Origin of the sequence: Kitasatospora nipponensis (assembly GCF_039528135.1) — a bacterium.
GTDB lineage: Bacteria > Actinomycetota > Actinomycetes > Streptomycetales > Streptomycetaceae > Kitasatospora > Kitasatospora nipponensis.
In genome coordinates this window covers 1-8,483 of record NZ_BAAALF010000265.1, presented here as the reverse complement: position 1 = coordinate 8,483, position 8,483 = coordinate 1, and the positions used below count along the sequence as shown (strand labels likewise).

Annotated in this window: 2 protein-coding genes; both read right to left on the bottom strand. The window is 69.3% G+C overall.

Going from position 1 to position 8,483, the window contains the following annotated elements:
- Positions 1-1,396, bottom strand: a 1,396-nt coding sequence (locus ABD323_RS37660; protein WP_344446604.1) for a condensation domain-containing protein, incomplete at its 3' end; no start/stop codon positions are given.
- Positions 1,396-8,483, bottom strand: a 7,088-nt coding sequence (locus ABD323_RS37655; RefSeq protein WP_425556300.1) for an amino acid adenylation domain-containing protein, incomplete at its 5' end; no start/stop codon positions are given. The genes ABD323_RS37655 and ABD323_RS37660, both read right to left, overlap by 1 nt.

Below are 8,483 nucleotides of genomic sequence, written 5' to 3'. Positions count from 1 at the left end.
CCACAACCCCGGTGTCGTTCCACTCCACCAGCACCCGACCACGCTCAACCTCGTCCAGCACACCCACACCACTCACCCGCAGCTGCGGATCGGCAGCCACCGACTCCAACACCCGCACCCACCGAGCAGCGATCCGCTCCACCGACTCCAGATCGAACAGATCCGCCGCCGCAACAAGCGAGCCACGCAACCCCGCCGGCCGACCCTCGGCATCGAAGACCTCGGACACAACGAATTCCACGTCGAGCCGAGCCGCCACCGCCTCCAGCGGAACGTCGGCCGAAGCGGAGCCGACACTCCCGCCCGGCAGGCCCACATCCGCGCGCGCGTTGTTCTGTACGGTCAGCAGCACCTGGAACAGGGCGTTCCGCGACAGCTTGCGCGCCGGCGCCAGCACCTCGACCAACTTGTCGAACGGCACGTCCTGGTGCCCGAGTGCCCCGAGACCCGCTTTCCGAGCCCGTGCCACGGCCTCGGTGAACGTGGGGTCGCCCGACAGATCCGTGCGCACCACCAGCGAGTTGACGAAGAACCCGACCAGATCGTTCAGGGCCGAGTCGGTGCGGCCGGCGACCGCCGTGCCGATCGGAATGTCAGTGCCGGCGCCCAGGCGCGAGAGCAGCACCGCGACAGCCGCCTGCAGCACCATGAACACGGTCGCGCCCTCGGCGCGCGCCAACTCCGCGAGCTTCGCGTGGACCTCGGCCGGAATGTCCAGTCGTACGCTGTGCCCGCGGTGGCTGGCCACAGCGGGACGCGGACGATCGGCGGGAAGCTCCAGCTCCTCCGGCGCACCATCCAGCGCCTCGCGCCAGTAGGCGATCTGACGTGACATCAGGCTTTCCGGATCCTGCTCGTCGCCCAGCAGGTCGCGCTGCCACAGCGCATAGTCCGCGTACTGCACCGGCAGCGGCTCCCAGCCCGGCGCCCGACCCTCGCACCGTGCCGCATACGCCATCGAGAGGTCCCGAGCCAGCGGCCCCGTCGACCAGCCGTCGCTTGCGATGTGGTGGACCACGACAAGGAGGATCTGCTCATCCGGCTCAGCGGTGAACAGCCAGGCCCGGATCGGCACCTCCACCGCGAAGTCAAAGGTGTGGGCAGTGGCCGCAGCGATCGCAGCGGCCATGCCCGCCGGAGCGACCTGGACGGTCTCCAGTTCCCAGGCCAGATCCTCCATCGCGATGATCCGCTGGTACGGCTCTCCATCCGACACCGGGAAGACCGTGCGCAGCACCTCGTGCCGGCCCAGTACATCCCGCAGTGCCGCGCCCAATGCCTCCCGGTTCACCTCGCCCGACAGCCGCAGACTCATGGGAACGTTGTAAGCCGCACTCGGGCCCTCCAGCTGCCCGACGAACCACAACCGGCGCTGCGCGAACGACAACGGAATCATCAGGACTCCTCCTTGTTACGCATCGGCCGCAACGCCGGCCTAGCTGACTTTTGATTTCCAACTTGAGTTGCGAGTCCGGCCACTGTCGGCGCCTCGAAGACGTCCGCGAGTCGCGCTTCGACACCGAGGACCTCACGAATACGGGTGACGAGTTGCGTGGCCAGCAGCGAGTGCCCACCAAGGACGAAGAAGTTGTCGTCCACACCAACGTTCTCCAGGCCGAGCACCTCGGCGAACACGGCGCAGAGGACCTTCTCGCGCTCCGTGGCAGGTGCTCGTCCCGTTCCCGCCGAATACTGCGGGGCGGGCAGGGCCTTGCGGTCCAGCTTTCCGTTGACCGTCAACGGCAGCACATCCAGCACCACCACCGCCGACGGCACCATGTACTCCGGCATGCGCTGCGCCACGAACTCCCGCAGCTCCACCGGCAGATCACCAACCCCCACACCCCCCTCAACCACCACGTAGGCGACCAGACGCGGATCCCCCGCCTGGTCCTCACGCACGACGACCACCGCCTGAGCCACCCCCGGATACGCGGCCACCACCGCCTGCACCTCACCCGGCTCGATCCGGAAACCACGGATCTTCACCTGCTCATCCGCACGACCCGCGAACACCAACTGACCATCGGACGCCCACTTCGCCCGGTCCCCCGTGCGATACATCCGCCCACCACCACCGGCGAACCGACCCGCCACGAACCGCTCCGCCGTCAACCCCGCACGACCCAGATAACCCCGCGCCAACCCCGACCCGGCGATATACAAATCACCCGCCACACCCACCGGCACCGGCATCAAGTAATTGTCCAACACCAACAATTGGGTGTTCCGGATCGGCCGACCGAACGGCACCACCCCCACACGCCCGGCATCCACCTCACCGGCCGCCACCATCACCGCCGCCTCCGTCGGCCCATACGTGTTCACCAGACGCCGACCCCTGGACCACACCCCCGCCTGCTGAACACTGATCGCCTCCGCACCCACCAGGAGCGTCTCCACCCCCGCCAGATCCGCCGGCTCCAACACCCCCAGCAACGACGGCACCACACTCGCCGCCCGCACCCCCGCCGACGCCACCAACTCACGCAACAACCCCGGCTCACCACGCTCCGCCGCGCTCGCCACCACCAACGCCGCACCCGACGACAGCGTCACCGCCACATCCAGCACCGACGCATCGAAACTGAACGACGCGAACTGCAACACCCCCGACCCCGGACCCACCCCGAACACCGGCCCGAACGAAGCCACCAGGTTCGCCAACCCACCATGAGTCGCCGCCACACCCTTCGGCACCCCCGTCGATCCGGAAGTGTAGATCACATACGCCAACCGACCCGAGCTCACGTGTTCAACTGCCGCCTGCGGCACAGCCCCCGCAAGCCGCGACACCACCCCCGGATCATCCAACGCCAACACCGGCAACCCCACCCCCGACAACCCCACCAGAGTCGACCCGACCCCCACCACCAACACCGCACCACTGTCCGCCACAACGAACGCCAACCGCTCCACCGGATACTCCGGATCCAACGGCACATACGCCGCACCCACCTTCCACACACCCAAGATCGCCGCCACCATCTCCACCCCACGCGGCAACGCCAGAGCCACCACCGACTCCGGCCCAACCCCCTCAGCCACCAAACACGCCGCCAACCGGCCCGCCCGCGCATCCAACTCCGCATACGACACCGACTCACCCTCGAACACCACCGCCACCGCATCCGGCGACCCCGCCACCCGCGCCGCGAACAACTCCGGCACCATCACCAACGGCCCACCAACCACCGTGTCATTCCACTCCACCACCACCCGACGACGCTCCACCTCATCCACCACCTCCACCGCACCCACCCGCACCCGCGGATCCGCAGCCACCACCTCCAACACCCGAACCCAACGCGCCGCCAACCGCTCAACCGACTCCGCATCGAACAGATCCGCCGCGGCGATCACCACGCCACGAAGGCCCGCCGGCCGACCGACCTCGTCAAACACCTCGCCGATGCTCACGTCCAGGTCGACCTTCGCGGCCTCCGTTCCGAGCGAGATGCCTTCGGCGTTCACGCCCTTCAGCTCCAGCGACGTCCGCGCGTTGTTCTGCAGCGTCAACAGGACCTGGAAGAGCGGGTGCCGCGCCAGCGAACGAGTCGGCGCCAGCTCCTCGACAAGCCTGTCGAAGGGCACATCCTGGTTCTCCATGGCGCTCAGGCCCGCGTCGCGCACCCGAGCAAGCGCCTGGGTGAAGGTCGGACCGCCCGACAGGTCGGTCCGAATCACCAGGGTGTTGATGAACGACCCCACCAGCTCGTCCAGCGCCTCGTCCAGGCGCCCGGCGACGGCCACCCCGATCGGGATGTCGGTGCCCGCACCCAGGCGCGACAGCAGCACCGCGAACGCGGCCTGCAGGAGCATGAACATCGTCACGCCCTCGGCCCGCGCGACCTGGGCCAGACGGGCGTGCAGCTCGGCCGGAACCTCCAGCGGCACTGCGTGGCCACGGTGCCCCGCCACGGCCGGCCGCACTCGGTCGAACGGCAGCTCCAGCTCCTCCGGCGCACCCGCCAACGCCGCTCGCCAGTAGGCGACCTGGCGCGACAGCAGACTCTCCGGGTCCTGCTCGTCACCCAACAGCTCACGCTGCCACATGGCGTAGTCCGCGTACTGCACCGGCAACGGGGACCACTCCGGCGCCATGCCCTTGCACCGCTGGGCGTAGGCGTGCGAGATGTCCCGGGCCAGCGGCCCCATCGACCAACCATCACCGGCGATGTGGTGGACCGTCAGCACCAGGACGTGCTCGCCCGGTCCGGTGACGAAGAGCCACGCCCGGATCGGTGCCTCGACCGCCAGGTCGAACGGGTACGCCGCCGCCTTTGCGACCGCATCCGCCAGCTCGGCCGGCGCGACCTCGAGGACAGTCAACTCCCTGTCGACATCCGTCATTTCGATGATCCGCTGATACGGCTCGCCGTTCCCGGCCACCGGGAAGGCGGTGCGCAACACCTCATGCCGCTCCAGGACGTCACGCAGGGCCGTGTTCAAGGCCGCGGCGTCCACCTCGCCGCTCAGTCGCAACACCGAGGGAAGGTTGTAGGTGGCGCTCGGGCCCTCGAGCTGCGCGAGGAACCAGAGTCGGCGCTGGGCGTAGGAGAGGGGGATGCGTTCGGGTCGCTCGGCGGGGGCCAGCGCGGTGCGGGCGGTGCCCGCGTCCGTCAGCCTGGCGGCGAGGGCGGCCACGGTGGGTGCCTCGAAGAGCGTGCGTAGGCTCATCTCGATGCCGAGTACGGTTCGGATGCGGCTGACCAGGCGTGTGGCGAGGAGTGAGTGGCCGCCCAGGGCGAAGAAGTCGTCGTCCACGCCCACGGCGTCCAGGCCCAGGATCTCGGCGAAGACCGCGCACAGGATCTCCTCCTGCGGCGTCGCCGGACCGCGGCCCGCGCCCGCCTCGAACTCCGGTGCGGGCAGTGCCTTGCGGTCCAGCTTGCCGTTGACCGTCAACGGCAGCGCGTCCAACACCACGACGGCGGTGGGCACCATGTACTCCGGCAGGCGGGAGGCCAACTCCTCACGCACCGCCCGCGCCCCGACCACCGCGCCCGGCTCGGCGACCACATAACCGACCAGACGCCTGTCACCGGGCCGGTCCTCACGCACCAGCGCCACCCCGTGCGCCACACCGGGCGACGCCACCAGCGCCGACTCCACCTCACCCAACTCGATCCGGAAGCCGCGCACCTTCACCTGCGAGTCCGAACGCCCCACCACCACCAGACGCCCCTCACGCGTCCAGTACGCCACATCCCCCGTGCGGTACATCCGCGATCCCACCGCACCGTACGGATCCGCCACGAACCGCGAAGCCGTCAAACCCGCACGCCTCAGATAGCCACGCGCCAACGACACACCCGCGATGTGCAACTCACCGCGCACCCCCGCCGGAACCGGCCGCAGAGCCTCATCCAGCACATACAGACGCACATTCGCGATCGGCCCACCGATCGTCACCAACTCCCCCGCCACCAACGGCTCGGTCTCCGCCACCGCCACCGTCGCCTCGGTCGGCCCGTACACGTTGAACATCCGCCGACCCGCAGCCCACAACCCCACCAACTCCGGCGCACACACCTCACCCGCCACCACCAACGTCTCCAACCCCGACAACCGCTCAACCGAACCCACCGGCAACGACGCCAACACCGCCGGCTGAATGATCGCGTGCGTCACCCCACGCTCCACCAGGAACGACACCAACTCCTCACCCACCACCACACCCGCCGGCGCCAACACCGACGCCGCCCCCGCCAACAACGCCATGCACATCTCCGAGAACGCCGCATCGAAACTCAACGACGCCCGCTGCACCACCCGCGAACCCACACCCACCACAAAACGCCGCGCCTCCTCCGCCGCCAGGTTCCCCACGCCCCGGTGCGTCACCACCACGCCCTTGGGCACACCCGTCGACCCCGACGTGTAGATCACATACACCGGATGCTCCGGCCGCAGCCCCGCCACGCGCTCCGCATCCGACAGCACCCCACCACCCAGGCCGGCAAGCTCCGCCACCACCACCGGGTCGTCCACCACCACCAAGGGCACGCCCAACACCGAGCCCGACACCCCGGACGCCGCCTCCGCGTCCGAGTCCGCCAGCACCAGCACCGCACCCGCATCCCCCACCATGAACCCGATCCGCTCCACCGGAAGACCCGGATCCAGCGGCAGATACGCACCACCCGCCTTCGACACCGCCAGCAGCGCCACCACAGCCCCGACCGAACGCTCCATCAGCACCGCGACCACCGACTCCGGCCCCACACCACGCCCGACCAACAGCCGCGCCAACCGATTCGCCCGCTCATCCACCTCCCCGTACGACACCTCCACACCGTCAGCCGACACCAACGCCACCGCACCCGGCGTCCGCGCCACCTGCGCCTCGAACAACCCCGGCAACGTCCCACCCGGCTCCACCGCAACCGTGTCATTCCACTCACCCACGACCCGACCACGCTCAACCTCGCTCAACACCTCCACACCACTCACCCGCACCAACGGATCCGCCACCACAGCCCCCAACACCCGCACCCAACGCCCCACCAACTCACCAACCGACACCTCGTCGAACAGATCCACCGACCCCGTCACCACGCCACGCAACCCCGCCGGCCGACCCTCACCGTCGAACACCTCACCCACGTTCACATCGAGATCGAACTTCACCGTCGACAGCTCGGCAGCAGCACCCTCGGCTTGCAGGCCCGACAGTTCCAGTGCCGCCCTCGTGGTGTTCTGGACCGTCAGCATCACCTGGAACAGCGGGTGCCGTGACAACGAACGCGCCGGGGCCAACTCCTCGACGAGCTTCTCGAACGGGACATCCTGGTTCTCGAACGCTCCGAGCCCGGCCCGACGCACCCGCGCCAGCACCTCACCGAACGTCGGATCACCCGACAGATCCGTGCGCGCCACCAGTGAGTTGACGAAGAACCCGACCAGGTCGTCCAGCGCCTCATCGGTACGACCGGCCACCGCGACACCGATCGGAATGTCAGTCCCGGCGCCCAGGCGCGAGAGCAGCACAGCAAGCGCCGCCTGCAGCACCATGAACACGGTCGCGCCCTCGGCTCGCGCCAACCCCACCAACTGCGCGTGCACTTCGGCCGACACTTCCACCGGCACCCGATGACCCCGATAGCTCGCCACCAGGGGACGCGCGCGGTCGTAGGGAAGCTCCAACTCCTCCGGGGCCCCGGCCAACGCCTCACGCCAGTAAGCCACCTGGCGCGACAGCAGACTCTCCGGATCCCGCTCGTCACCCAGCAACTCGCGCTGCCACAGCGCGTAGTCCGCATACTGCACCGGCAGCGGGGACCACTGCGGCACCCGACCATCGCAACGGGCCGCATACGCCACCGACAGGTCACGGGCCAGCGGCCCCATCGACCAACCATCACTGATGATGTGGTGGACGGTCAGCACCAGGATCCGCTCATCACAGCCGGTCGAGAACAGCCATGCCCGGATCGGTACGTCGACCGCCAGGTCGAACTCGTGGCCCATCGCGCCGGCGACCGCACCCGCCAGTTCTTCCCGAGCGACCTCGGCGACCTCCAGGTCCCACGCCAAGTCCTCCAGCGCCGTGATCCGCTGGTAGGGCTCACCGTTCTCGTCGGCCGGGAACACGGTGCGCAGCACCTCGTGCCGCCCCAGCACGTCCCGCAGTGCCGCGCCCAGCGCCTCCTCGTCCAGCTCACCCGACAGCCGAAGCGCCACAGGCACGTTGTAGGTCGCGCTCGGACCCTCCAACTGCCCGATGAACCACAACCGGCGCTGCGCGAACGACAACGGAAGCCGCTCCGGCCGCTCACCGGCCGTCAGTGCTGTGCGGGCCTGGCCCGCGCCGGCCACGCGGGCTGCCAGCTTGGCGACCGTGGGCGCCTCGAACAGCACGCGCAACGGCAGCTCCACACCCAGCACGGCCCTGACCCGGCTGAGCAGTCGGACGGCGGACAGGGAGTGGCCGCCCAGCGCGAAGAAGTCCTCGTCAACCCCGACCGATTCCAGGCGCAGCACCTGTGCGAAGGCCCCGCAGAGGATCTCCTCCCACGCGTTCGCCGGCCCGCGACTGACTGCCGAGCCGGCAGCCTCCTCGGGGTTGGGCAGCGCCTCCCGGTCCAGCCTCCCGTCCTCCGTCAGCGGCCATGAATCCAACACAGCGACCACGGACGGCACCATGTACTCGGGCAACTGCTCCGCGGCCCATGCGACCACCGTCTCAGGCACGACCACCCCGCCCTGGGCGCGCTCGGCGGGCACGGGCAGGACGTAGGCGACGAGACGTGCGTCTCCGGCCTGGTCGTCACGGACAAGCACCGCTGCCTGCGCCACCGACGGGTGGCCCGTGAGCACCGCCTGGACCTCGCCCAGCTCGATCCGGAAGCCATGGATCTCGACCTGATCGTCGACCCCGCCCAGGTACTCCAACTGGCCGTCGGCCGACCAGCGGACCCGGTCACCGGTGCGGTACAGGCGCTCACCCGCACCACCGAACGGGGAAGCGACGAACCGCT